The organism is Enterococcus sp. CWB-B31 (genome assembly GCF_020567645.1).
Taxonomy (GTDB): domain Bacteria; phylum Bacillota; class Bacilli; order Lactobacillales; family Enterococcaceae; genus Enterococcus_L.
The window spans coordinates 199933-225498 of record NZ_JAJDJW010000004.1; the positions used below are offsets into that span (position 1 = coordinate 199933).

General features: G+C 34.9%; 28 protein-coding genes, 1 tRNA gene, 6 pseudogenes and 1 other annotated feature. Of the genes and pseudogenes, 19 read left to right on the forward strand and 16 right to left on the reverse strand.

The genetic code is table 11. From position 1 onward, the window contains the following. The 3 genes and pseudogenes from rbsK to LI954_RS06295 all read left to right on the forward strand — a co-directional run. The gene (rbsK, locus tag LI954_RS06285) at positions 1-882 is read left to right on the forward strand and encodes a ribokinase (protein ID WP_229441810.1); all 882 of its coding nucleotides are present in this window, start codon (positions 1-3) and stop codon (positions 880-882) included. A gap of 47 nt (positions 883-929) precedes the next feature. Continuing rightward, a complete protein-coding gene (locus LI954_RS06290) occupies positions 930-1481 on the forward strand; it encodes a DUF1097 family protein (RefSeq protein WP_229441809.1) in 552 nt (183 codons plus the stop codon). 148 nt (positions 1482-1629) lie between these two features. Then, a pseudogene (locus tag LI954_RS06295) lies at positions 1630-1815 on the forward strand (IS30 family transposase); the annotation flags it as partial. A 240-nt stretch (positions 1816-2055) separates the two neighbouring features. On the opposite strand, the gene LI954_RS06300 reads toward LI954_RS06295, so the two are convergent. Next, positions 2056-2129, reverse strand: a tRNA-Arg gene (locus LI954_RS06300). Positions 2130-2431: 302 nt separating this feature from the next. Beyond that, entirely contained in the window at positions 2432-2734 is a 303-nt protein-coding gene (locus tag LI954_RS06305; RefSeq protein WP_229442740.1) for a DUF898 domain-containing protein, read from the reverse strand. A gap of 968 nt (positions 2735-3702) precedes the next feature. Continuing rightward, positions 3703-3778 (forward strand) — a sequence feature (ribosomal protein L21 leader region). 19 nt (positions 3779-3797) lie between these two features. Here LI954_RS06305 and rplU point away from each other — a divergent pair. The 3 genes from rplU to rpmA are packed head-to-tail and all read left to right on the forward strand — an operon-like array spanning position 3798 to position 4774. Further along, entirely contained in the window at positions 3798-4106 is a 309-nt protein-coding gene (gene rplU / locus LI954_RS06310; protein WP_202064290.1) for a 50S ribosomal protein L21, read from the forward strand. Positions 4107-4137: 31 nt separating this feature from the next. After that, positions 4138-4476, forward strand: coding sequence for a ribosomal-processing cysteine protease Prp (locus tag LI954_RS06315; protein ID WP_229443982.1), 339 nt, complete (start codon positions 4138-4140; stop codon positions 4474-4476). 13 nt (positions 4477-4489) lie between these two features. After that, the gene (gene rpmA, locus LI954_RS06320; RefSeq protein WP_202064294.1) at positions 4490-4774 is read left to right on the forward strand and encodes a 50S ribosomal protein L27; all 285 of its coding nucleotides are present in this window, start codon (positions 4490-4492) and stop codon (positions 4772-4774) included. Between the two features lie 85 nt (positions 4775-4859). On the opposite strand, the pseudogene LI954_RS06325 reads toward rpmA, so the two are convergent. Continuing rightward, positions 4860-5549 (reverse strand): annotated as a pseudogene (locus LI954_RS06325) (site-specific integrase). 95 nt (positions 5550-5644) lie between these two features. On the opposite strand from LI954_RS06325, the gene LI954_RS06330 reads away from it, so the two are divergent. Together LI954_RS06330 and LI954_RS06335 are read left to right on the forward strand one after the other, a co-directional pair. After that, positions 5645-5962: a hypothetical protein gene (locus LI954_RS06330; protein WP_229443983.1), complete on the forward strand. Its 318-nt coding sequence runs from the start codon at positions 5645-5647 to the stop codon at positions 5960-5962. Then, positions 5959-6579 (forward strand): hypothetical protein, encoded by a 621-nt coding sequence (locus tag LI954_RS06335; protein WP_229443984.1) that lies wholly within the window; start codon positions 5959-5961, stop codon positions 6577-6579. Before LI954_RS06330 ends, LI954_RS06335 begins: the two co-directional genes overlap by 4 nt. An 86-nt stretch (positions 6580-6665) precedes the next feature. Here the strand turns inward: LI954_RS06335 and LI954_RS16045 are convergent, their stop codons facing one another. From LI954_RS16045 to tnpB, 4 genes are all read right to left on the reverse strand, one after another. Then, positions 6666-7154, reverse strand: a complete 489-nt coding sequence (locus LI954_RS16045; protein WP_267491440.1) for an IS66 family transposase — start codon at positions 7152-7154, stop codon at positions 6666-6668. A 20-nt stretch (positions 7155-7174) separates the two neighbouring features. Further along, complete coding sequence (tnpC, locus tag LI954_RS06345) at positions 7175-7870, reverse strand: IS66 family transposase (protein ID WP_267491438.1); 696 nt, start codon at positions 7868-7870, stop codon at positions 7175-7177. Next, positions 7792-8205: a transposase gene (locus LI954_RS06350; RefSeq protein ID WP_229443985.1), complete on the reverse strand. Its 414-nt coding sequence runs from the start codon at positions 8203-8205 to the stop codon at positions 7792-7794. Before LI954_RS06350 ends, tnpC begins: the two co-directional genes overlap by 79 nt. A gap of 69 nt (positions 8206-8274) precedes the next feature. Then, on the reverse strand, positions 8275-8625 hold the full coding sequence (gene tnpB / locus LI954_RS06355) for an IS66 family insertion sequence element accessory protein TnpB (protein ID WP_229443986.1): 351 nt from the start codon (positions 8623-8625) through the stop codon (positions 8275-8277). 188 nt (positions 8626-8813) lie between these two features. Here tnpB and LI954_RS06360 point away from each other — a divergent pair, with 188 nt between their 5' ends. The 3 genes and pseudogenes from LI954_RS06360 to LI954_RS06370 form a co-directional block, all read left to right on the forward strand. Continuing rightward, positions 8814-10760, forward strand: coding sequence for a virulence factor (locus LI954_RS06360; protein ID WP_229443987.1), 1947 nt, complete (start codon positions 8814-8816; stop codon positions 10758-10760). Positions 10761-10777: 17 nt separating this feature from the next. Further along, positions 10778-11023, forward strand: a complete 246-nt coding sequence (locus LI954_RS06365; protein ID WP_229443988.1) for a hypothetical protein — start codon at positions 10778-10780, stop codon at positions 11021-11023. Positions 11024-11031: 8 nt separating this feature from the next. Then, positions 11032-11331, forward strand: a pseudogene (locus LI954_RS06370) (ribose-phosphate pyrophosphokinase); the annotation flags it as partial. A gap of 486 nt (positions 11332-11817) precedes the next feature. Here LI954_RS06370 and LI954_RS06375 read toward each other — a convergent pair. The 3 genes from LI954_RS06375 to LI954_RS06385 are packed head-to-tail and all read right to left on the reverse strand — an operon-like array spanning position 11818 to position 15274. Further along, positions 11818-12411 (reverse strand): response regulator, encoded by a 594-nt coding sequence (locus LI954_RS06375; protein ID WP_229443989.1) that lies wholly within the window; start codon positions 12409-12411, stop codon positions 11818-11820. Positions 12412-12415: 4 nt separating this feature from the next. Beyond that, a complete protein-coding gene (locus LI954_RS06380) occupies positions 12416-14401 on the reverse strand; it encodes a sensor histidine kinase (protein WP_229443990.1) in 1986 nt (661 codons plus the stop codon). 6 nt (positions 14402-14407) lie between these two features. Next, positions 14408-15274: a polyprenyl synthetase family protein gene (locus tag LI954_RS06385; RefSeq protein WP_229443991.1), complete on the reverse strand. Its 867-nt coding sequence runs from the start codon at positions 15272-15274 to the stop codon at positions 14408-14410. A 117-nt stretch (positions 15275-15391) separates the two neighbouring features. On the opposite strand from LI954_RS06385, the pseudogene LI954_RS06390 reads away from it, so the two are divergent. The 7 genes and pseudogenes from LI954_RS06390 to LI954_RS06420 all read left to right on the forward strand — a co-directional run bounded on the left by LI954_RS06390 (position 15392) and on the right by LI954_RS06420 (position 22300). Continuing rightward, a pseudogene (locus LI954_RS06390) lies at positions 15392-16349 on the forward strand (IS30 family transposase). Positions 16350-16469: 120 nt separating this feature from the next. Further along, on the forward strand, positions 16470-16655 hold the full coding sequence (locus tag LI954_RS06395) for a hypothetical protein (RefSeq protein ID WP_229443992.1): 186 nt from the start codon (positions 16470-16472) through the stop codon (positions 16653-16655). Between the two features lie 557 nt (positions 16656-17212). Continuing rightward, positions 17213-17638: pseudogene (gene tnpA / locus LI954_RS06400) on the forward strand (IS200/IS605 family transposase); the annotation flags it as partial. A gap of 196 nt (positions 17639-17834) precedes the next feature. Continuing rightward, on the forward strand, positions 17835-18416 hold the full coding sequence (locus tag LI954_RS06405) for an ATP-binding cassette domain-containing protein (RefSeq protein ID WP_229443993.1): 582 nt from the start codon (positions 17835-17837) through the stop codon (positions 18414-18416). A gap of 12 nt (positions 18417-18428) precedes the next feature. Next, the gene (locus LI954_RS06410) at positions 18429-19646 is read left to right on the forward strand and encodes a hypothetical protein (RefSeq protein ID WP_229443994.1); all 1218 of its coding nucleotides are present in this window, start codon (positions 18429-18431) and stop codon (positions 19644-19646) included. A gap of 1 nt (position 19647) precedes the next feature. Then, entirely contained in the window at positions 19648-21657 is a 2010-nt protein-coding gene (locus LI954_RS06415) for an ATP-binding cassette domain-containing protein (protein ID WP_229443995.1), read from the forward strand. After that, the gene (locus LI954_RS06420; protein WP_229443996.1) at positions 21650-22300 is read left to right on the forward strand and encodes a hypothetical protein; all 651 of its coding nucleotides are present in this window, start codon (positions 21650-21652) and stop codon (positions 22298-22300) included. The genes LI954_RS06415 and LI954_RS06420 overlap by 8 nt, the downstream gene beginning before the upstream one ends. A 360-nt stretch (positions 22301-22660) precedes the next feature. Here the strand turns inward: LI954_RS06420 and LI954_RS06425 are convergent, their stop codons facing one another. From LI954_RS06425 to LI954_RS06450, 6 genes are read right to left on the reverse strand one after another with little or no spacing between them, the layout of a single operon-like run. Continuing rightward, positions 22661-22951, reverse strand: a complete 291-nt coding sequence (locus tag LI954_RS06425; protein WP_229443997.1) for a hypothetical protein — start codon at positions 22949-22951, stop codon at positions 22661-22663. 26 nt (positions 22952-22977) lie between these two features. Beyond that, a complete protein-coding gene (locus LI954_RS06430; RefSeq protein ID WP_229443998.1) occupies positions 22978-23268 on the reverse strand; it encodes a hypothetical protein in 291 nt (96 codons plus the stop codon). Between the two features lie 60 nt (positions 23269-23328). Then, positions 23329-24042 (reverse strand): AAA family ATPase, encoded by a 714-nt coding sequence (locus tag LI954_RS06435; protein WP_229443999.1) that lies wholly within the window; start codon positions 24040-24042, stop codon positions 23329-23331. A gap of 26 nt (positions 24043-24068) precedes the next feature. Beyond that, a complete protein-coding gene (locus tag LI954_RS06440) occupies positions 24069-24209 on the reverse strand; it encodes a hypothetical protein (RefSeq protein ID WP_229444000.1) in 141 nt (46 codons plus the stop codon). A gap of 48 nt (positions 24210-24257) precedes the next feature. After that, positions 24258-24545, reverse strand: a complete 288-nt coding sequence (locus tag LI954_RS06445; RefSeq protein WP_229444001.1) for a hypothetical protein — start codon at positions 24543-24545, stop codon at positions 24258-24260. A gap of 18 nt (positions 24546-24563) precedes the next feature. Continuing rightward, entirely contained in the window at positions 24564-24983 is a 420-nt protein-coding gene (locus LI954_RS06450) for a hypothetical protein (RefSeq protein WP_229444002.1), read from the reverse strand. 323 nt (positions 24984-25306) lie between these two features. On the opposite strand from LI954_RS06450, the pseudogene LI954_RS06455 reads away from it, so the two are divergent. Then, positions 25307-25566: pseudogene (locus LI954_RS06455) on the forward strand (hypothetical protein); the annotation flags it as partial.

The window sequence follows — 25566 nt, forward strand, 5'->3', positions numbered from 1 at the left end:
ATGAAGAAAATTCTTGTAATCGGCTCAATGTCTGTTGATTTAACGATTGAAACAAATCGTATGCCAGAACAAGGTGAAACGATAAAAGCTGATTTTCTTGAACTATTTTGTGGTGGGAAAGGAGCAAATCAAGCTGTCGCAATTGCTCGTTTAGGTGGGGCAGTGGACATTCTTGGCTGTGTCGGTCAAGATGCCCATGGTGAAATGGTAGTGGAAAATCTGAGAGAAAATCAAGTGGATACAGAGATGATTAGTATGAGTTCTTCGGCTTTAACGGGAACTGCTCACATATTTTTAATTAATCATGACAATCGTATTGTTGTAGTTCCCGGAGCAAATAATGAGGTAACGCCTGAATTTGTTGAAGAGAAATTAACCAAGCCGCTTTCTGCTTACGGAATGGTTATTCTACAAAATGAGATTCCGAATGAGACGATTCATTTTATTGTGAAGCATTGCAAAGAAGAGGATGTCCCTGTTTTATATAACCCAGCCCCAGCTGATAAAACAGCGAGAGCTTTGATGGATGACTTAACCTTTTTAACACCTAATGAGAATGAGTGTAAACAAATCTTTCCTCAATTGACTATAACAGAAGCTGTTGAGAAATTTCCGAATCAGTTGGTGGTGACACTAGGCTCTGAGGGCGTTATCTTTCATGATGGACAAACAATTCGTCAGATTCCAGCGTATAAGGTTAAGGCAATAGATACAACGGGTGCTGGAGACACCTTCAATGGCGCTTTTGCGCTAGAAATAATTCGCAGAAAATCAATTGCAGAAGCTATTCAACTGGCTAATAAAGCGGCAGCTATTTCAGTAACCAAAAAAGGCGCACAAGGTGGAATGCCAACCGAAAAAGAGATGAAACAATTTGATTAAGAAATAAAAACAAAAAGCAGAGCTGTGGGAAAGGGCGGGAGGATTTAATGAAAAACAATCTATTACTATGTATTGTAATCGCTTCAATAAACTTGATAGGCACCTTGTTGATTGGAAAGTTAGCTATCGGTCAATTTATTTGGATCAGTTTCCTTGCATTACAATTTTATTTTATAGGAAATATTGCTATGCAAAAGAGAGCTTGTTTTGAATTACTTGCTTCGTTTACCGTGGGACTTTTTTGGGGGCAGCTTTCCAATATGCTTTGGCATTATTTTTCTGATTCATTGACCTATTTTGCTATCAATTTTATTGATGGTGGCATACTCATCTTCCTATTAAGCGCTGGGGCGCTGATTTTGTTTGATAAAAAATTACCTGGGCGCTTACCGGCAACATTTACTGGGTTAACAGTGACTGTTTTGTTATGGGGACGGCCAGTACCATTTATTGGTCAAGGACTTTTAGGAGATAGACCGATTATTATTGGTCTATGTATTGCCTGTGGAATGTATGCATATGGTTTGCTTATAGCCGTCATGGTGGATGTTGTCTACAGCAATTTGGTTAGAAAAATTTATGGAGAAGGCGAGAGGTAATGTGTGGAAATTTTTCTTAATACAGCTGATTTTCATCAATAAAGAATTTTCGAACGACTGAGTAGAATACATAAATTAATGATGAAAAGATAAGGAGAATGAGAAAATGACGTTGACAGAAAACTTACAGGAAACCATTTTATATATCGCCGATGGTCTATTACGTAAAAATGGGTTGCCTAAAACAATGGATTTTAATCAAGTTGACCAAGCGTTTGTTGCGGCTGTCGCCTCCAAGAGAAATCACATACCAAGGAAATCCTTAAATTATCGAACACCATTGGAAGTATTTTTGAGCTACATAAATGAGAAACAATTGTCTAGTTTAATTTGACAAATCAAGAATTATAATGTCCAAATACAGAAAGCTCAAAAATATTAAATAAGAAACGAAGTACTACCTCTATTTTTATTTACATTTTTTCATCAAAAAGGTAAGTGTTAACATTGTGGTATGGTGGTTGTCAAAAATCAGTGTTTATTGTGGAGCAGTTGTAAAAAAAATAGAAAAACAGTGTTTGGCACAAAATAAAAAAGAAACCCTACAATAACAAGGTTTCTTGGCATAAAAATACATCACAGGAGGGATTCGAACCCCCGACCGTCCGCTTAGAAGGCGGATGCTCTATCCAGCTGAGCTACTGTGACAGTTGAGTGAAAACTATTTAAATATGTTGCTCTCTCAAAATCAGCAACATCAATATGTTATCAGAAAACGAAGACAGTTGCAAGAGAAAAATGAAGTTTAAAAATAACTGTTGGATTCTTTAGTGAGATAAGGAAAAACAGACTAAAAAAAGAAGCTGAAACTATTAGAAAAGAGTGGAAATAAAGACGATTTGGGCGATTAAAGGAACTCTTGCGAATCGCTATCAGAGTCTTTGTTTGAAAACAAGCAGACCGAGTATTTATAAGTCTGATCTGCTTGCTATAACAGATTAATTAACGAATTAGTAGAAACGTGTATGACTGACCTTCCATTGTTCCAGTTTGATATTCAACCAAAATCCATAGATACCCAAGGTGATAACAGTCAGCAGCAGCCATTTAATCCAATTTCCGAACAGTCCGATTGCCGTTCCTGTGAACTGACAACGTCTGCCTTCTATGACTGTGTGTTCAATTTTCCAGCGATACATTATACAAATCCCCCATGGTGCACAGATACCAAATGTAAGAGCTGTGATTAGCCATGCAATAATAGCTGTTCCAATATAAGTCGCCAGACCTCCGTCAAAGTATGAGTCTTTCATCTTTCCCCTCCTTTAGTGATTCATTTTAATCCTACCATAAATCGCCGAAGGAGCAAAAATATTTCTGTAAGCTGTGAATGCTTTACTTGGCTTAGTGGTTAACTTAAGTAAACAGTCTGACTGTTTACAGCTTTGATGAACATTCGAACAGCTCAACTTTTGGTGCAGAATGAATCGATAATGTATATATAAGCAACCCTGTATATATTTGCAGTTTTTAGGAGATTTTACTGAGTGCACTGGTTTCCTTTCGGGACTGTCTTGGTGAAATACCCAGAGTTCTTAAAATTTTAGTTGGAGCTTCGTAAAGTATTGCAGTGTACATAATTGGCAATATAGCCACGGAAAGATAGAATTGCCGAGCAACTATCTTTGCATCAATTTCTTAATTAAAATAACAGCTGCATAAATTGTAGGACTTTCCAAACGGCAGGCAGTCTGTTTAAAATACAAGGTGATCTTTGTCAATTCAGAGATAATCATGTTCTCTTGATAAATATCTTTTAGAGCATTTTCGTGAATAATGGTTAGAAAGTGTAATGTATTTTTTTGTGCTCTAAAGAAAGTTGAACAATAAGGACATATGCTCCCAAAGGAATTGATCAAACTCATGATTATAGCTATGCAGAGATTCTTATGGGCATGCAACAATTATCGGGAAAAATGATTGTGGTCGGCGTCTGACTGGTTGAGCTTGAAACGGCAACATCTTCTGGAGGAACGGTCATTGTAGTTGAAATGGCAGATAAGATTGCGTCTGACTTTGACTTGACAAAAAAATTACTGTTACGGAACATCTGTTTCGTACGGGGATTCAAATAATGACAGAAACTATGTGCCTGGAAATTATAGATAAAGGAAACCTGGAGGAATAGAGTCAGAGAGCGGTAAAATAGAATGGTTTATATAAGTTTTCGTTGACTGTGATTCCTGTTTTTGGTATGATGTTAATGTTGTAATTGTGGTCTTCACAGCTACAACCGCTCTGAACAAGTTTTTAAGCACAACAATCTGTCACTTGGGATGGCGAGTCTAAGTCTAAACGAAGGAGGTGCTGTATAGCATGTACGCAATTATTAAAACTGGTGGTAAACAAGTAAAAGTTGAAGTTGGTCAAGCAATCTATGTTGAAAAACTGAATGTAGAAGCTGGAGAAAAAATTGTTTTTGATGAAGTAATCTTAGTTGGTGGCGAATCAACAAAGGTTGGCGCTCCAACAGTTGCAGGTGCAACTGTTGAAGGAACTGTTGAAAAACACGGCAAACAAAAGAAAGTGGTAACTTTCAAATACAAGCCTAAAAAACATTCTCATCGTAAACAAGGTCATCGTCAACCTTATACAAAAGTAGTTATCGATGCAATCAATGCTTAATTCCTCATTAATAGGAAGGAAGGCGTAACTTATGATTAAAGGTTCTTTCAAACGGAATGAAACAGGAATGATTGTTTCATTTGAATTAAGCGGACATGCTTCGGCAGCAGAGTATGGTGAAGATATCATCTGTGCAGCTGTTTCAGCTTTAACAATTAATACAGTCAATGGAATTGAAGCATTAGCTGGATTTCAGCCGATTGTTGATATTGATGAAGTTGAAGAAGGATACATGTACGTTGAAACAGTTTTTGATGTGAACCAGGAGCAGACGAATATTTCTCAGATATTATTGGAAAACCTGTTGCTTGGTCTTCAGGGGATTCAGGAAAAGTATTCTGATTTTGTTCAAATTATTACTGAAAATTAGGAGGTGCAACCAAATGTTAAAAATGAATTTACAATTTTTTGCCCATAAAAAAGGTGGAGGTTCTACTTCCAACGGACGTGATTCAGAATCTAAGCGTCTAGGTGCGAAAAGTGCTGATGGTCAAACAGTTACAGGTGGTTCTATTTTATACCGTCAACGCGGTACTAAGATTTATCCAGGTGTAAATGTTGGAATCGGTGGAGACGATACATTATTTGCAAAAGTTGATGGAGTTGTACGTTTCGAACGTAAAGGCCGTGACAAAAAGCAAGTATCCGTTTATCCAGTAGCTAACTAAGCTTTTATTTAATCGGCTAGAACCCTTATGCGATAAGGATTCTAGCCTTTTTCTTTTTATAATAAGGCGATTGAATGCCATCAGCTTAGAAATTAGCAAATTTAGCTAGTTTTTCGGCTGTGGTATTTTTTTGTTTGCTGCTTAAATGAGTGTATATAGAGTTAGTCATTTCCAAACTAGCGTGTCCCAATCGTTCTTGTGTTTCTTTCGTAGGCACACCTGCTTCATAAAGCATGGAAGCAGGTGTGTGTCTCCAGCCATGCGTACCTATATTCGGCAATCCTACAAAAGCAGATAATCTAGAAGAGTGCTGATGTAATGCTTGACGTTGTGAATATTGTCCTTTGTAATCGGAGAATATGATATTCTTGTTTTTTGTATTAGCTTGGAAAAAAATTCTTTTTGTCTAAGCTGCCATCGTTTTAAAATTTTGCATGTTTTATCGTCAATAGAAATTACCCTAATAAGAAGATTTTGTCTTAGGAGGTAAGACAGAATAACCATTTTTTGTTAGTGATAATGTTTTATTGATTGTTAGCAATCCTTTTTCAAAATCCATATCTTTCCAAGTTAATGCTAAAGCTTCTCCACCACGGATACCACTAAATGCTAATAACCTATACATAGTTAAGTCCCACTCCGCAAAATATTTATAGAGTAAATTCTTTTTGTTGACCTGTTTAACTTTAGTCTCCAAATAAGAAAGAACCTGTTGTACTTCTTCACTGGTATAAAATTTTATTTCCTTTTCTTTTCGTAACATTTTACATATCATTCTTCTTACTCTTTTTTACACTGTCCCAAATTCTTCTCTGTACATTAATTCTAATAGACTAAAATTACAATAAAAATTAGAAAGGAAGATTTTTAGTGAATGGAAACTATGGTGTACCAAGAGATATATTCGCTTCTATAAAAATAGTAGGGTTTATTGTTTGGGATATACTTTTTGTTTTTGGATCAGGCTTTTTAGCATTTTTACTAGCCCCAAAATTTTTTCCTATGACAACACTTCCAGAAATTATTCAAATGGTTGTATTTGTCATTTTAACAGCAGTTATTGCCTTTTATCTAGTTCTACCAGCAAACGGTGGGAAAAAGAATTGGCATTCGTTACTCATTGTTATAAAGCGTAGAAAGAAACGTTGGGTAAGTTTTGATTGGAGAAGAGAAGGAGACTACTTATGATTAGGCTAAAGAAAAAAAGTAAAAAGAAAGATAAATCTGCTAATGATTTTTCTCCAACAGATATTAACTCTTGGGTGGAAGAATCGCCTATTAAACGAATTATGAAAAACAAACAAGAGTACGTGGAACTAAAGGAATATGGCTATCTACAACTATTAGAAATTCAAGGGAAGGATCTAAATTCTTTAGGACAAGCCGAAGTTCAACGAACGTTACTTAATTTTCATGATTGGGTTACACAATTTACCTCAGATTGGACAATTTACACAACTAATCTACCAACAAATACGGAAGAACAAATTGCTTATCAAAAGAGATGTTTAAATGAATGTCGTAAAGAGATGAGAGAATGTCGTGATCGCAGAAAATACAATCAGCTGCTAGATAGAGAAAAAATTCTACTATCAGCTATACAGACTGAAGAACAAATAAAAAAAGAAATTTACAATGGAGAATTTATTTTGTTTCTGTTTGCACCTTCAGTAAAGGAATTGGATGAGGTTGTGAGGAAAGCTCGCAGTTATGGTAGTGGAGAATTTTTCCCTGAACAAATTACTAGAGAGAAGAAAATTCAGATTCTAAAACAATACAACAACATGAATGACAAACTACAGTAAAGGAGTGTTACAAAGTAAGCGGGAAATAATCTAACGCAACGACAACTAACCTTGAGTATCTTATACTAAAACAGAAGATACCAAGGTTAGTTTGCTTTCTTCAGTGCAGGAACAGCCTTCTGGGACTCTGCACTCCACGGGTGATAGGCCCGGATTCGATCGGGATGTCGCAGAATATCTACTTGCGGAAGTTCATTTAATACCCACGTCAAATAAGCATAGGGCTCCAATCCATTTTCTTTAGCGGTTTGAATCAGGCTGTACCCAAGCGCATTGGCTTTAGCTCCGGCTACACTAGCAGAAAAATACCAATTTTTTCTGCCAACTGTCACTGGCCGAATACTCCGCTCTGCTAAATTATTCGACAGAGACAGTTCGCCGTTTGTCAGGAAAGTGTTCAACGATTCTTTGTGATTCATCGCATAGGTCACTGCTTTTTGCAGCCCACCTTTCATCGTTTCTAGTTCCTCCAGCCACGACCAAAACTCTGACACGACAGGTGCGGAATGCTCTTGTCTCTTTTTCAACCGCTTCTCTGCTGGCAGGTCTTTCCATAAGGCTTCCAAGTGGAACAGTTGATTACAGAAATCACCCCCTACTGCTCCTTTGCATAGAGATCATTTGTCTCAAAGAATTTTCTTCGGACATGTGCCCAACAAAGCTGAAGCTGTACTTCCGGTAACTTTTTGTAAGCCGAGTAGCCGTCACAATGCAGGAAGCCCTTGAAACCTTTTAGAAAGCTCTCCACCACCTCATATTTCCTCGTTTCAGAGGAGTGATACAAGATAATCGGATGCACTGCTTTTTCTGAGGTGCGGAAGACCCAGATTCGGGCATCACTCGTTGAAGGTTTTCCATCTTCCCGATGAAGGATTTGATAGACCGTTTCATCGGCAGACAACACCTGTTCCGTCACTAATGTCTGTCGCATCGCCTCGTAAATAAGAGAGAGCCATTCCTCACAGATTCGAATTGACCAGTTGCTTAGTGTCCTTCTTGAAATAGCTAAGCCATATCGTTGCCATTCCTTTTCCTGTCGATGATAAGGCAGCCCCATTTCCAGTTTTTGATACAGATTCCACGCCAGCACACTCGGTCCAGCTAGGCTTTTTTGCAGGGCTGGGACCGGCGCCTTTTGGCGTCGTATCTGATTCTGTCCCTGCTTCTTGCAATTCAGACATTCATAGGCATGTTCGTAGTGCTTATGCAAAATCAAATGTGTGGGAATAAATTCCAACTCTGTCCGTACTTCTTTTCTCCCCAAAGAGTGAAGTGTTGAAGCACAACACAAACAGACCTGCTCATGACAGGGAAGCTCATGGTCTTCCTCAAAATGGGCAAGTCTTTGGTTAGAAAGGCCCGTTGGCCTTTAAACTTTTTACGCTGATAAGACACAGTCTCCATTTCAACGGCTTTTTCTTCAGTAGGCTCTGGCTCTTTAAAAGAAGACTCGTCCTCAAATAAAGAAAGCTGATCCGAAGGTGTCTGTTCAGAGGAAACGCCAAACATCCGGCGATTCATCGTTGTTAACTGATGGATCAGCTCCTGAATCTGTTGTGCCTGTTTTTCATTTTGAATGGTCAAACGTTCCACTTGAACCATCAGTTGTTTTTCCAGTTCGGTCAAGGTCTGCCCTCCTGCTCCTCCAAGGTCTCTATTTATTTATATCATAGAGAGAAAAGAAGAAACATTTTTTTAGGTCAGTATCCCAATTTTAGCAGGACGAATTTTCTGATAAATGGAGAAGCCGTGAAACAACCACTCAATCTGCTGAGGAGAAAGCTTCTGAGCTTCTTCTGTTGAACGTGGCCATTCCAGTCGTCCCTGATCATAGCGTTTATAAAGTAAATAGAAGCCTTCGCCATCAAACCAGAGTGCTTTGAAACGATCAGGTCGTCTTCCGCAAAAGAGAAAGACAGAGGATTCAAACAGATTGAGTGCCAATTTTCCGGAAACGATCGCAGAAAGACCGTCAATTCCTTTGCGAAGGTCCGTATAGCCACAAACTACATAACAAGTATCTACTCGGGAAAAATCAACGAACATAGGTTATTCACTCCTTTAAATTGAGAAAGAATTGTTTCACAGAGGAGAAAAAAGAGTAGCGGAGAGGAGGGAGAACACGGAGAATATAAAACAGAAGAAACAATCTCTTTCCTTGATAATCTTAGTATAGAGATTGTTTCTTTCAATTGATATGCGTTGGTTTATTTCTCGCTTACGTTACAAAGCAGATGGCTATATTATCAAAACGAAAGCAAAAAGAGTTAGTAGCAGAAGGATATGATTTAGAGCTTTTGAAAACCATTCAGCCTCAAGGGAATATGAGTTTTAAACCCGATCGCTATTATTATGGTGGAGATGGGTACTACACTATATTAAATGTTTATCAATATCCAACAGAGGAATTAGAGAATTTTTGGCTTTTAGATGTTATGCAAATCAAAGGTACTAGAGCTTTTTTATCGAAATATCACGAAAATAATCACATGCTAAAGGATAAATTGGACAAGTCAATTGAAGAAAAGGAAACTCGAATTTCAGGTAATGCTAAACACACTCAAAATCAAAAAGAAGTTGATGAAATAACGGATATGGCGCAACTTTACCGAGAAATAGATAAGAAAAATATTGCAATGTTAGGTTTCTATGTTCGTATTTTTGTAACTGCCACTACTGAAGAGAAACTGTTTGAGAAAGTTGATGAGATTAAGGAACGCACGTCTCAGTTCAAAATGACTATTCTCATTGGGGAATTAGATTTTGAATACTTAGCACCCTTTATTCCACCCTCTAAACAAATTGAGCTGCCAAATAAACGGAGAGGGACTGTTATTAGAGCATACGATTTAGCTGGTGGGTACTTCTTTAATCACACTAAATTAGAAGATAAACACGGAAGCTACTTTGGCTGGACTCCAACCAATGGTGCTGTGAATTTTAACTTTTTGGAACGAGATCACAAACGAACCCGTTCATTTATGTTTATTAGTGGAAATCCAAAAATGGGACAAAAGACATTCTCTTTGAAACTGAATGATGAGTTATATGCTAAAGGAAACTATGTTAGAAACTTTGATGCTAGTGGAACATTCATGAATCAAACCAAGCAGCAACATGGGCTAATTCTCAATTTGGCTGGAAATGAAAATAGAATCAACCCATTTCAAGTATTCCCTACAATGACAAACGAAACAGGAACTGAAGTAGATGAAATACGAAGCTTCCAACTTCATATTGAGAAATTGAAAAACATGTTTAAAATGCTAAATGAAGAGGCTACAGGAGATGATATGAAAGTATTTGAAAATGTACTAACTGATTTTTACATTTCAAAACATATCTGGTACAGAAATCCAATCGTCCACAAAAATGAGTTGAGGGCTACAAGAATAGCTAAAGAAGAATGTCCGATTTTATCTGATTTTGTCAATTTTTTATATGACACAGAAAGAAGAATTACAAGTAAAAGAAATGTTAGTACATTCATTCTTGCTTCATTAACTCGTATCAAGCAGACTTTTGAAACGATGCTTCAATCATATGCAGGAATATTTGAAGGGACTACAGAATTCCAAGACATTTCAAATGAAAAAGTAGTTACCTTTGATTTTGCAGCATTGAGAGGGCAATCTAATATCTTTAATGCACAAATATTTTCTGTTCTTTCTCTGGTTTCAGCTGACGTAACAAACAATGGGAAAAAATGTAAACAATTGATGCGACAGAATTCTCAATTGAAAGAAGCAGATTTACCTCACTATATTGTAAACATAGGAGACGCTCAGCATTTAATTAATCCAAAATATCAACGAAGCGTGGATCTTCTTGCAGATATGATGGATGGAATGGGCGATAATTTTGCTGGTGTGATTCTATCAGTAAATTCCTTGCAGGGAATTCTATTTGAAAGTGGAGCTGGTTCTCATAATGATCCATACGTAGTAGCAGTTAAAAGAATTTTTGGCTTGATGCAATATCGAATTTTTGCTCAAACGTCTGAAACAGACATACCACTATTGGCAAATGCTCTAGCTGGGTCAATGAATCAATCTGAGTTGGAAACACTACCACAGCTTTCACAGGGACAACTGTTCATGAATATTGCAGGTGTGGGAAACATTGTATTTAATCAACAATTGATGGCTAGTGAAGTAGCAAGATATGGATCATTGCAATAGTACAGGAGGTACTAGGAATGTTTAAGCGAAGAAGAAAAAAAGAAGACAAACCAAAAAAGCCAAAAGTTACTATCAAGGAAAAATTTAAGCATTACAAAGAAGATCGACAACAGAAATTTGAGCAACAAAAAAATTATTTTGCTTCTGAAGAAGATCGCAACAGTGAACAATATTTGCGAGATCAACTATTTATTAAAAACATACTTAAAACTGGAATAGTTTGCGTAATACTTGTTATAGCTTATGTGGTTTTGTTTCGTTAGTTACGTAAATTGACGACATGATCGATACAGCAGGAACAATTTCTTTAGCAGCAAATGCTTTAGAAGAAGCTGGCACAAAAGAAGTTTATGCGTCTTGTACACACCCGGTTCTATCTGGTCCGGCACTTCAGCGAATTGAAGAGTCTGCAATCAAGCGCCTGGCGGTAACAGATTCTATCTATTTATCAGATGACAGAAAAATTGCCAAAATTGATGAAGTAAGCGTAGGCGAATTAATTGGAGATGCCATTAAACGGATCCATGAGAATAAGCCTGTCAGTCCATTATTTGAAACTAAACATCGTTAGAACAGTAGAAACTTGGATGAAAGCACTCCATCTCAATAAAAAAGCTGGTATTCACTGAAGTTGTTTTTCAAATTTTTGTGAATACCAGCTTTTTTAGTAATCAGTTTTTATTTTCACGGCTTGGTTGAATTTTAGAAGCTGGGGTATCAAGGTTCTTCCCTTTCACTTTGAATACTTTTTATATGCTAAACTCAAGCTTTGAGAATTTCTCCGGCATTATCACATAAGAATAAACCAATTTCCCATATTACTCATGGCAAACTGGTTTATTTGCGGTACAATCAGAAAATCAAAAATTGATAGAAAGCAGGTGATGCTCATCAATCAGGATCAAAAGACAGTAGCAATGATTATGCTGGTATTTTGCCTATTTTTAGTTTTCTTTCTTTATTTAATTACATAGAAGGCTTATTCATAATTATCCAACTCTGAAGATGAGGAGGACAGTTATGAATGAGTCTTTTTGCTTTAGAAAAATGAAGTCGTTTAATACCCTTTTACCCGAATAATGCCAAGCTCTATTGCTTGTAAAATAGCAGAAACAGTAGAATTCACGTAAAGCTTTTGATTGATTGACTGAAGATGATTGTTGACTGTTCGTCTACTTATTTGCAACAGATCGGCAATTTCCTGTTGTTTAATACCATCGGCAGCAAACTTTAGAATTTCCTTTTCCCGCTCACTGAGAATATCATGAACATCCTGAGATTTCTGCAGCAAATTAATACCTTTATGGACCTTAAACAGGCTGTCATATAGCTCCTCTATTGTAGAATTTTTATTGAAAAAGCCCTGAGCTCCAGATTTTAATGCTTGATTCTTATATTCAAATAAATCAAATCCGGATAAGAAAACAACCTTGCTGTCAGGATATTTTGCAAAAAGCTCCTTTGAAATATCAAAACCATTAAATTCACCAATATGGATATCCAAAATGATGATATCAGGCTTTTGACTTTCAAGCTGTTTAAAGAGACGTTCGGGACAGGTAAAGCTTTTTAATGAGACGTCCAATGACGAAAAGGTAATTTCCAAGCTTTTAGAAAATAGGATATGATCATCTAGTAGATAAATATTCATTTCGTTAGTTCTCCTTTGGAATGGGCAGGGTAACAACAATCTTTGTACCTTGTGGTTTTGAAGAAAAGATTTGCAGCTCCCCATTTAAAGAATTGATCTCTTGATTAATGGATAGCAAGCCAAAATGCTGGTGGTCTAATCGATTGGTTTTTATTTGATTAAAGTCAAATCCAATCCCATCATCTTGAATAATACTTCGTATATGTGAACCAATTTGAATCAGTGAAATCGTAATTTTCTGCGCTTCGGAATGCTTCAGTGCATTTGTCAGCAGCTCTTGGACGATTCTGTAAGAGTGAAATTTTAACTCTTTTTGTAAATCAATTTCGACAGGGCAATAGAAGCTGATGGAAACATTCGGATAGTCAGCATTAAATTTAGTGCATAGATTTTCAATGCTTTGTGACAATGGAGCTTCCTCAATTGTTGAAGGATACAGTTCAAACATTTTATCCCGAAAAGTTCTGTTTAAAGAATTATAAGTTTCCAGAATCAATTTTTTTGTTTCCAGCTGCTCAGTTTTCAATGACTCGGTCAATTTTTTTAGGGCTAAAAAATCTTGTAAAATATTGTCGTGAATAAATATTGTAAACTCTTTTTGAAAGTTTTGTACCATATTTAAATACTCGTAATGAACATAGTCATCGTATTTCAAGCTGTCAATGAAAAATGTCTCGTGCTTGGTATTGTAAATCTGTTCATTTATCAAGATGATTTCACCGATACTAAATGCCAGCTCTTGCATGATTTCGTAGTCTATTGCAGTCAGTTTTTCTTCTGACTTATTGCCGATGATAAACCAGCCGAGGAATTTATTTTCGCTGTTTAGGGGAAACATCAGAAAGTCACTATGGTTAAAGTGAATAAAAGAACTATTTGTTTTCATCTGTTCCAATAAATCATTTGTGAGTGTTACTTTTGAAAAGATACCGGTATTTGATAAAATATAGGGCTGCTCACCTTCATTCCAGACTACTAAATGGCTGTCAATCGAATGAATTTGCAACAATAAATTACTGATTAAAGTGCTGATAGAAGAAAGAAATTCTTCTTTCGTAATTCTCTGAGTTAATTGAATTTTTTCTTTTTGAAACGCATTTTTGGACTGCTGGATTCTTTGAACTTGAATTTTATTTAAATATAAATGTCTAAAGTAAACGAGATATAGTAGGAAAAGACATAAAATTAATAGAAACAATAATTTTTTCTTAGAAAGGTTCAGGAAAAAATGATTGATCCCTAAAAGGATGATGACACCTTCAATTGCTGTGAAAGCGGTGATAAGGATCGTATAGTTATCAATACGTGTTTCTTTCCTTCTGACAAGCAGGATACCTACTGTAATAGGGACAATTAAAATAAAAACTAGAGAATATAGTTTTAAAGTACCTGGTAAATAATTAATAAAAATGGTAAAGGCTAGAACAAAGGGAGCAAAAGCAAAGACCAACGAGTTTGCTAAGATCCGTTGTTCTTTTCTCGTTGCTGCACTTAAATGGTCTTTTGCTTTTGAATAGACCAATGAACAGCTTCCGATGCTAATAAAAATTTCTACTGGAATAATCCAATAAAAGGTTGAGAGACTTGTTATAAGGAGTATGGTACTTACTAACGCCAGAGATCTCAAAAAGTAATCGATTTTTTGAGAAAGAGCTGCTATTGGAATTCTGTTAAATAGCATAAAAAAACGAAACATTAAATATGGTAGAAAAGAAATCGCAGAAGAAGCGATTGGCCATACAATGGGAAAGGGCAGTAAGGTTGCTACCATATAGAAAGCAATTAAAAACAGAATTCCTCCAAACCAAAGGGAAGTTTTTGGGTCCTTTGAAAGCAGAATAATAATATCTGAAAAAATAATTAAAAATATAATAATAGGAACAAGGATAGCTGCCTGAACGCTATTTAAGTGATCGTATTGTTGAATAAGTACTAAAGAAATCAGTAAAAAAAAGAAAGAAAAAAAGATATAGTTTGTTTGCTTTGACATTAAAAGTTACTCCAGTCTGAGATAGTTTTTCAATTCATTGAAATATGGCTGGTCCTTAAAATGAGTCAATATTGCACTGGCCTTATTTTTTTCTTCATGCATTAAATCAGAACAGAATCTGATAGCACCAGTCTCAACTATTTTTTTACGTATCAGCTCTAAGTCAGATGAGCTGTTTAGTAAGGTGACTAGCGCATCGTTCTTTTTTTGATGAAGTGTTTGAATTCCGGTAAGTAAAGGCAGTGTACATTTTAGGTTGTGAATATCAAAGGAATCATCTTCCCAGAAACCCAGAAGATCATTTTTTATTTGTAAGTAAGTGCCAAAGTGTATGGAAAAAAGATTAAGTTGTTCGTTATTGTGGCTTGCCATTTTTGTGAATAATTGAAAGCTGGCTGTTGACTTTGGAATAATGTTTTCAAAATAAAAATCTATTGAAATGTTATTTGAATTTAATGTTGTTGAATAATCAATTCTTTCAGCGTTTAAGGCTGAGTTTAAATAACTATAGTCCCAGTAAGGCTGGTGGCAGAGTTGATCCAGACTTTCAACAATTAATTCGGTAGAAAGCAGAAATAGGTACTCTGTTGTCATACGCTCAAAAAGCAGACTATCTTTATCCAGAGCATCATCTATTAATCTGGCGGACAACCCTAGAAGTTCTATAGAATAGAGAACTTTCAAATCATCTGTTTTTTGTGAATTGCTTAGTTTTGAAATATGAGCATAGTAAACGCCCCAGCTAAAATAGCTCATCTTTTTTTTGTAGTTCATTATTTCAAGAATATTAATAGTAAGTAGTTCATTATACTTCTTTATTGTGGTATTGGCCTCTAATTTTGAAAAAATAAGAGCTGAGAGTTTAGTATTCATGCATGGTCACCTCAATTTGATTATACACCAATTGTAAAATTAAGCTAGACAATAAAAAAGTCATTTGTGCTACACTCAAGATAGTTCCGACGAAAGAATTATAAGGAGTGAGTACAAATGACCTGCACTCATCTTACACCAGATGAACTTGTTCTCATAGAATCTTATGCAAAAATAAATCAATCGGTTGCTAAAACAGCTCAGATACTGCAACGTTCCAGACAAACGATTCATAATGTCTACTCCTATTTAAAAGAGGTACATATAGCACTAGACTACTATCAAAATTACAAAAAAATAAATCAAAATGTGGGAGAAATCCTATCGTTTTGCCAGTGGAACAAGAAAAGTATGTTCGAACCAGGGTTGGTCAAGGGTGGACTCCTGATGGGATAATTGGCCGTGCTGAGTTTCCTATTGATTGTTCTGTTCGTACATTATATAGAATGTTTAGAGCTGGCGTATTTCCTCTTTCTGACTTACCCATGAAAGGGAAACGAAAACCAAATGGCTATCAAGAAAAGCGTGGTAGTCAAACATTTAGACGCTCTATCCATGAACGTTCCAATGATCATCCTTCTTTTACGAAAGAGTTTGGTCACCTTGAAGGTGACACTATCGTAGGGCAGAAACACAAAAGTGCTGTCATTACCTTAGTTGAACGTTTATCTAAAGTCATCATTACACTAAAACCTTCCGGTAGACAGGCAACTGATATAGAAGATAGATTGACTAGTTGGTTTGAATCTGTGCCTAAAAATCTGTTTAAATCCATCACTTTTGATTGTGGAAAAGAATTCTCAAATTGGAAACAGATCAGTAATAAAAATGATATCGCTGTCTATTTTGCGGATCTAGGAACACCTTCACAACGAGGATTAAATGAAAACTCTAACGGTTTATTACGTAAAGATGGATTACCTAAAGCGATGGATTTCAATTTAGTCAATGAATCCTTCATCCAATCAGTCGCATCAAAGAGAAACAATATACCAAGAAAATCACTACATTATAGACACCATTAGAAGTATTCTTGAGCTACATATCTGATGATGATTTGTCTAGCTTAATTTGACATTTGAGAATACATAAAACAACGAGGGATTTATCTTTTTTTTGCATTTTGCACAATATACTCATTACTAGTGTTAAAAGATATTTTATAGTGAATATAAAAGAAGGAGATAGATTGATTATGGAAAGACAATTATTATGGGAAACATTTCAAAATAGCTGGGAAAATGAAAAAAAAGAGCAAGATCTGAACACTAGTAATGTTATACAGCTTTCTGGTAACAGCTCAGAAGTTTATATGTCTAGTGATGAAGCTTTTCAGAATGGAATAATTATTCCTTATCGTTTAAATAAATGGCCATTTTAAAAAGTATATTGGCAATGTTTTTTGCTGGATATAAATGAGGTTAGGATGAATGGAGGCTAGGATGATTTGATAGACTTATTTTCATGATAAATAGGTTTATGAAATCATCCTAGCATCACAAATTTTAGGTAAAGGAGTTGATACTGTATGTGGAAATGGATCTGGGTAATTATTAAATGGATCTTCATTAACTGGCTTTGGGAAGCAATCTGGGGTTGGGTTAAAAAATGGTTTGGTTGGTAAGATAGTTTAGCAATCATATTATAGATGGTATGAACAAAGCGGAATTTGTAAGCAGATATTTTTATCTACACTACAAGTTCTGCACCAAACTTGCGCATTTGGATAGCTGTTCATACCATCTGTTTAATTATATTATAAATTTTACATAAAAGAAACTGTATTTCATCAAAAATTATAAACATATGGAACTATTTTTATTTATGTCTTTAGACCCAGCTGAGTAAGCGAAGCGTGCGAAACAAAAAACCACCTGCTATGTGGGTGGAAAGGGAAAAGTTAGACAAAAAAATCTCTTTATAAGCGTTATAATGTAGTTGTTCAGGCCACATGAAACGAAAGGAATTGTATTCACTCCAAAGTATAGAAGAAAAATCATTTATAATCAATACAGAGCGAGCTTACAAGAGATAATTAGCCGGCTATGTAGTTATAAAGGTGTAGAAATTATAGAAGGGCATATGATGCCAGATCATGTACATCTGTTGCTAAGTGTTCCGCCAAAGATAAGTGTCTCAAATGTTATGGGTTATCTAAAAGGGAAAAGTACGCTGATGATTTTTGAAAAGCATGCCAATTTGAAATGTAAATTTGACAATCGTCATTTTTGGGCAGAAGGCTACTATGTGAGCACAGTAGGCCTCAATGAAGCGACCATAAAAAAATATATTAAAGAACAAGAAAAACATGATATGGTGCTAGATAAATTGAGTGTTCGAGAATACAGCGACCCTTTTAAGGGTCAGAGGGTAGTAGAGCGACCTCTTCAGAGGAAGCAAAGGTGGCAATACCAATGTGGCTTGAACAAAGTGAAAGCTAGCGTCTTGAGGCGCTGGCTAGTATATAGAGGCTTATAGCTTCAGAGCAAACCACCCTTTTGAAGGGTGGTGGTGATTGTACACAAGAGCTGTCAGGGGATTCAGAAAAGAGGGGGATAAAATGAAGGTTGAAAATTTATCTGTAAGAGTTCAAGGGAAACAGGTAATTGATGATTTAAACTTTGAATTTGAGCATTCTGGAAAACTGTTGGTTGTAGGGAAAAATGGCTCTGGTAAATCGACATTAATAAAAACCTTAGCCGGAATTATAAAACCTAGTAAAGGAAAAATCATAAACGAAGAATCAGTAGCATATGTACCAGATTCATCAGAAAAATATTTTGTAGGCATTTCTCCAAAAGTTTATTTCAATTTTTTAAGAAAGACAGCTAAAAACAGTTCATCTTTTGATAAACAATTGATGGAGCTAATTAGAAGTTTTTCATTTCCAGAGGCTTTGTTACATCGAAAAATAGATTCACTTTCTTTAGGAGAACAGAAAAAAGTAATGCTAATAGGCTCTTTTTTGATCTCACCTGATATTTACCTTATGGATGAACCGTTGTCGGGTCTAGATCATGAAGCAGTGACAGCTCTTTTTGTAATGATAAATAAGCTGATAGAGGCTGGGAAAAAATTTATAATTATAAGTCATGATGATGCAGAGTTGTTTTCTCCAGTGGAGAGTATTTTAACGATTTAGGAGTTTGATGACATGATGGATGAATTGATGAGAAATATGTATTTAGTATTTTTAGCAAGACAAGGCTATTGGTCAAAGGAAGATGAAGTAAGCAGCAAAAGCTTATTTTATTTAACGTACCAATATCTGGTAATCAGCGCTGTCATTTTTTGTGTAATGCTGCCATTTAATGGGAAAATAAAAGAGTTACTCGAGTCAATGACTTACAAAGGAATGGTGTCTTATTATACATTGATCGTATATGGTCTGTATGTCATTTTATTTTTAGGGATTATTTATGAAAATTATTTTATTATTCAATCTAATACGATTAACAGTTTGTATATATTTTTTAGAGTCTCTATAAAGCAGTTAAGGTTCATTGTATTTTTGAAAAACTTAGCTATTGTGTTGCCAGCTGTACTGTTTTTAGTTTTTTATCAGGGAATCAGAGTAGTTGTGTTTTTTTGTATAGTACATTTTTTAAGTTTATTTTTTATCCCCAAACTACTTTCAGTAAGGAAGAGAACAAAGAGCAAAAATACAGTTAGTTATCGTCTACCCAGCATTATTGTAAACAGCAGCTATGTCTATTCTATTTTGGGACCAGCCTTTTTTCTTAAAAATACATTTGCTCCTGTATTTTCGTTAGGCATTTTTGTTCTTCTTAGTTTTTCTTCTCAAAATTTAATTGAAATTGATAACTATTTACAAGCGTTTATCATTGGAATTTTGGGAGGTAGTATTTTCTTTCAAAGTAAGCATCATTCCTTTGGCTTTATCTGTTTAAATCATGATTTTCCTTTCTTTAAGTCCTTGGGAATGTCAGTGCCAAACTATGCTAATTTAATTATTCGTTATTTGAATTTATTTCAATTAGCTGTTGTTACTATGGTTCTGTGGTTGTTAAATCTGGTTTATTTTAAGTGGACAGATGTAAATTTTCTTTTTGTAATTGTAGGGTTATGCTTATCTTTTAATTTATTGAATTTCGGTCAGCTTTTATTAGTTGAAAAAATAAGAGAATTAGGATTTAGAAAGGCCAATGAGCTTGAGGCCTATAAGATTCCGTTAAAATTAAGAATACCAAAGTACCTGATTAATGTTTATATATCCATTATTGTCATTGTTGGGAATTATTTCATTAAACAAAACTATGAGGGAATTATTTTAATTGCTGTTGGAATGTTATTTATAGTACCTGTAGTAGTAGAACGAAAAAGATTATCTACTTATTTAGGAGAGATTTAATATGGGATTAATTGAAACAAAAGAGCTGAATAAAAAATTTGTAATTGATGGTGATGAATCTGAACAAGTCCTAAACGATATCAGTATTACAATTAAACAAGGTTCCTTAACGGCAATATATGGACCATCCGGTTGTGGGAAGTCTACTTTATTAAATATTATTAGTGGGCTAGACAGGCAATATTCTGGAGAAGTCTTATTTAATCAAATGTCGCTTAAATATATGGACGAGGTAGAGATTACTAACTTTAGACAGGAAAATATAGGTTTTGTTTTTCAGAACTTTAACTTGATTCCCCATCTATCTGTTATTGAAAATGTCATGATGCCAATGCATCTTAACAAGAAAAAAACACATGAAAATCTCGAGTATGCAAGAAAATTACTGAAGGATGTTGGTCTGGAGAAATATGAAAATAAAAATGTAACAAAGCTGTCTGGAGGACAAAAACAAAGGGTTGCGATTGCCAGAGCATTGGCAAATGATCCTGAGTTGGTAATTGCAGATGAACCAACCGGCTCATTAGATTCTAAATCTGCAGAAATAGTGCTGGATATTCTAAAGAAAATTACAGAAAAAGGTAAAACGGTTATCGTTGTAACTCACAGCTCTGAGGTATCGAACTATGCGGATAGTATCATAAAGATGAAGGATGGCTATGTTGAAAGCCACTCGTATGAAACCACAGCTATAACGACAGCTGCTGACAACACTGTTAAAACACAACAGAAAAGTCGTAAGCGAAGCTTGAAAAGATCAGCGACTTTAAAATTGGCCATCTCTAATTTTATGCAGCGGAAGTTTCGGAATATTATGATTGCCTTTGCGACTGCTATCGGTATCTCAGGGATTTTAATTTCTTTAGGGCTAGGAACAGGAATTATTAATTTAATTGAAGAAGACATGGATAGTGGAGATGTCCCTTCACAAATCCAAATATCATTAAATAAAGCAACCGGTGCCACAGGTGTTTTGAATAAAGATGACAGAAAATATATTGAAGATTTAATAGGTGCTGAGAAGATAAAGTATTTTGAGAGTCCTTTCTCAGTGACCATGTCAGATATTACAATTTCTGATTTAGGGAATCTATCATTCATGGAATCAATGCCTAGTTATGCACAAGTAGTCAGCTTATATACAAATACAGAAATTTCTGTGTCAGCGAATAGTTCAAAGGAAGTTGTTTCGGGAAAGCTCTATACAGATGCTCAAGAACAAGGGCTTACAGTTACAACGACATTATTGGATGATTTTAAAAAAGCAAATAATGTTCAACTGGATTATAATAAATTTTTAGGTAAAGAAATTGTAGCGAATATTAATGAATCCACGAGTGAAGGAAATAAAATGGGACAGTTTAAAACAAAGATAGTTCGTATCATAAAAGATGAAGCTGACGATAATAACAGTTTTATGTCTTCTTATGAACTAGAGGGCATCATTAAAGAAAATCAGTTTACTAAGATTGTTCCCTACATGATTCTTCAACCAAAAGATAAAGAAGATACGGCTTCTATTACAGAAAAGCTGAATGCTACGAAAAAATATACAGCTCTTTCTCAAAGTAATATGTTAGAAATGGTGATTACCTTTATCAAAATCATTCAAGGACTGTTAGTTGTTATGTCTTTTCAGGCAATTATTGTTTCAATTGTTATGATAGGAGTCATTTTGTATATTAATATTATTGAGCGGACGAAAGAGATTGGTGTAATGAAAGCTGTAGGGTACCAAAATAAAGACATTAAGTCTATTTTCAACTATGAAGCAATGATTATTACAGTAGCGGCGTTTGTTATAGCGGTTTCAACCTCATTGTTAATCGGTACAGTAGCAAATGCTGTGGTAAAAGAAGAATTTCCTAATATAACACAAGTATTTCAGTTAAGTGGCTATTCAGTTCTGTTTTCAGGGTTATTAGCATTAGGGATTGGGTTTATCTCAGCGATTATTCCTGTATTAAAAATCAGTAAGTTTGATCCAGCAGAGTCATTGAGATATGAATAGGCAACGAGGGTTACTGATAGGCGGAGGGATATTGCTTTTAATAGCAGTGGTCATGGGCATTGCTGCTACTAATAACAATACATCCGTGAAGAAAGGGAGGGAAAAAGAAGTGAATTATGCAGAACTTTATTTAGACCGATATATTTATGGCAATTTTGAAGATAAGCCGGAGATAGAATTTAGTGATGTACCTTCTGATTTTTCTGTTGTGGTTGGACCATTGAAAGAGAAAATTCAATCTGATACCAAGCTAAGCAATGAACAGATCGATAAGTTATTTGAGCTTTATTACGAATCAGTAAAACAAAAAACTTCTTTTGATGCCAATTTAAAAAAGACAAAAAAGAATTCCTTTACGTATACTGTGGGAATTTCAGGGATTTCGTTAAAGGAGCTGAGTAAAAATTTAAAGGAAACTGAAAAAGGAGATGATGTCTATCTTTATTTTTCAAATGTCATTTCTCAAAACAAAAGTAGTAATGAGCAAACTAGTGTAGACTTAACGTTTAAAAAAGAAAATGGGAAAATTTCTTTAGCGTCAAATTATATGGCAGTAGTTAAGCTGTATATGGCTTTTTATATCGGAGAAACTGATGTGTTTTCCATAAAAAAAATGATGGAGGAATTTCAGCCGGCAAAATAACTGGAGAGAAACCTGTTACGGCTGAAAAAATGAATATCTCTTTCTCGATTAAAAAAAATGAGGTTAACACAAAAATAGAAAGATCAGGTGATGTAATCTGAGCTGATTTGACAGTAGAAAATCGTTACTATAAATCAAGCTGTATATAAAATCCAAAAATAGAGACTTGAGTTGCTCTAGCTTTGATTTTATTTACTCTGATGCGGATTCTGTTGTTAAAGAGATTGGTACAGAAGTGTTCGGCCCAAAGAATTTCAGCTTATTTCGGCTGAGGATACTTCTGATTCCACCGTTTATCGGGATCTTAAGTGACTGAAATGTAACTCAGAGAGTTATATCCCAGTCACTTTGTTATTTTCATTAATCATTCTTTTGCATAATGGTCTTTTCCAACTCTTCAACAACTACTTTAAATCTATCTGGATCTTCTTTTGCCAACTGTTCTAAAGCTTGATATGGATTCCACACATTTTGTGACTTCTCATTAGATAAGTCTAGCACCTGTACCTCATACCCTTGTGCTTCAAAATTTTCTTTTCTTAAATCATTTTTAGAATCAATAATTATAACCTCTTCTTCGCTAGAAAAAGGATCTATTCTATTTTCTAACATACTAGTTCTTCTTACTCTTGCAATACTTGAGTCTTTCATGAGTTTATCCTCCCAGATTTATTTTTTCAAACCATTTCTAGTGCTGCTTTAAACACATCTACAAAGTCGATAGAATATTTATAGGTTTCATGACTAGCTGCATCCTCATTTTTGGTATATTTGTCGATTGATAGGTAGAATAAATATTCCATTAGTTCTGCTTCTATTCTATTTAGTTTTCGTAAATCGTGACTTGTTCCTAACTCAACAAATCCATATTTACCATTTTGATTATTATAAACATGCACATAGATTCCTTTGAATCTTCCTCCTTCTCCTAAAGAAGTATGTTTATATCCACTTCGCTCCCATACCACATTAACTCCACCTTTCTCTGTTCAAAAAAACTCGTTTTTAAGAATCGTATTTACAAGTCTTTATGCTGAAAATTCATCAACCATCAACATGACAATTCTATGCATTAGGTCAGCTTGTGTTGCTTCAACAGTTGCCAATCGATTCATAGATACAGAAGAAATAGAATAACCTTCTACATTAGAAATAAAGGTGTTTACTAAATTAAATCGCTCATCTTTATCCAACCTAATTACTTCGTGTTTTCTCGAAAATCTACGTAATACCGCTTCATCTATTACATCTATGCGATTTGTGGCACCTAAAAGAACTACTCCATTATGCAACTCGTCTAAGTTTTGTATTAACCCTATCACTATACGAGCCATTTCTCCTACCTCAGAATCCATACCTCTTTTTTTAGCTATAGCATCTATTTCATCAATCATAAAAACACAGTTTAGCTCTTTTATATACTCAAATACATTATTAATGTTTTTTTGTGTTTGACCAAGCTTACTATCAATTAATTTCGCAAAAGTCATGTATGCAAATGGCACTCCTAATTTATACGCTAAATATCTACCATAAGTAGTTTTTCCAGTTCCACTCTCTCCGTATAACATTGTTGAATTTACATAATTAATACCCAACCCTGAAAGTTTTTCTGCAGCTCTGCTTACTTTTAAAATGTTATTAGTAAGCTTTTGTTCTCTCTTGCTTAAATAATATCTATCAGCATTGAAAGAATCTGCTATATTTTCCATTATTATCAGATCACTAATATTTGTAGGCACTTCTAACCTTCGGAATTCCGTTCTATTTAAAGGTCTATCATCTGGTTGCAAAAGTGAACATCTTTTTGTGCCTTATCTGTAACTAGTTTCTCTTTGGCAATTTCTTTCGCTTTCTTTATGTTATTTCTACATAAAGCTTGGATTAATTCCTTATCAATATCTTTCATTTCAATACCTCATTTCATAAAAATATTTCTTCTCAAAAGCGGTCGTTTTTATTCATCAACTCTATCCAAATAAATTCGTCCATCATCTGTCGAAAGTACTATCCAATCATTATTCGCTTGCCTATACACCATTCTATTTGTGTAAAGCTCATCATGATTTTCATCGTAAACAGTCATTACCACTATGTTAGAAAATGGTTCTTGATATATTAGCAGTTGCATTGTACTGTCTTTTTGTTCCACAGTAACGCCATTCATGAACAAAGGCATTTTATTAATGATAGGATCTTCTAAATTGCTCAGCTGCATCTCAACATATTTCTCCACCCAATTCATGACAACCATCCTTTCTTGTTAATCCTCTATCAGCTCAAAGTGTTCCTCAATTTTATTTTTCTGATCCCAAATGAAAAATAGTTCTCTTGTATCGAAAGGATATTTTTCCAAACGCATGTATTCATTATCACCCTCAGAGACTAACTTCCAAATTGAATTTTTCTCAATTTTGATTGAATGACCATAAGTTTCTTCCGTGTATTGATTTGTCGCTGTAATAAAATAGTTATCATTAATACATTTATATTTCTTTTGGTTCTTCTCTTCAGTGTTGTGGCTTTTCATTGAATAGTTTTCTTCCTTAGTATCTTCATTTGACTCAAAAGACGGTATGATAGAGCTTCTAGATTCAATAATGAGAATACTTCCTAAATATCCTGCAAGTAAACATAAGCTACAAATCACCATTGTCACTAGTAATAGTTTCTTATCGTTCATTTGTCACCCTCCTTGTTTAATTCTGTCCAAAACTTCTGTATGATATCTTCCAAAAATGCTGAATCAGAGCGTTTTCCGTAATAATTCCTTACTTCTGTGAGTCGTTCCCTTGCTGAAGGAGATAAGCTAAATGTGTAGCTAACTAAGCTTTTATTTAATCGAGGTTGTGACAGAAGTGTTCTGTCTCAAGAACCAGGTAGGTAACATGCACATAGCCATCAAGCTAAGAAATAACTATTTTTTCGAAAGAGACCTCTATCAAAAATCTCAAAAAACAAAGTAAAATAAGGTGAGGATAGAAATTTTTGATAGGAGGACTCATTATGAAAACATCAAAAGAGAGACAATTCCAACACTTTTGCGAGACACTCCATCAACTGTTTGATACAAAGAAACTTCAATCACTTGCTCGCGATACTCATTTTTCCGTTAGAAACAGTAAATTCAGCGGCAATGAATTACTTGCCTGTGCTTTTTTCTCTCAGTCAATTGCGACAGAAAGTTTGGTAGAATTATCTGCTCATTTAGCGCGACATCTCCACTTGTCGATTACGCCTCAGGCATTACATGAACGCTTCAATGA